Here is a 240-nt window from a genome sequence, read left to right as displayed (position 1 = left end):
CTCCAATGCAGGCCGGAACCTACACGGTAAAAGTGGGAATGGGAAGTTGCTTTACCTCAACGCCGGTTTTCGTTGTGGAATCCTGCTACGAACAGGTAACAAAGAGCTTAATCATTTGTGATCCTCAGAAAACAATTGTCCCGCAGTTTACCAGTCATAATGTCCCTGTTGGTTTAGGTACTGCAACAATTGACACGCCACCAAACAACGGAACCGCCACCTTAGATCCCGCTACAGGAA

The 240-nt window shown here is 47.5% G+C and carries 1 protein-coding gene; it reads left to right on the top strand.

Annotated elements, in window-relative coordinates; genetic code table 11:
* A partial coding sequence (locus ACR9ZK_RS23220) for a hypothetical protein (protein WP_481344271.1) occupies positions 1-240 on the top strand: 240 nt, incomplete at both ends.

It is taken from the genome of Monashia sp. HAY1-5C (genome assembly GCF_056755255.1).
This window is presented reverse-complemented; position numbering and strand designations above follow the sequence as displayed.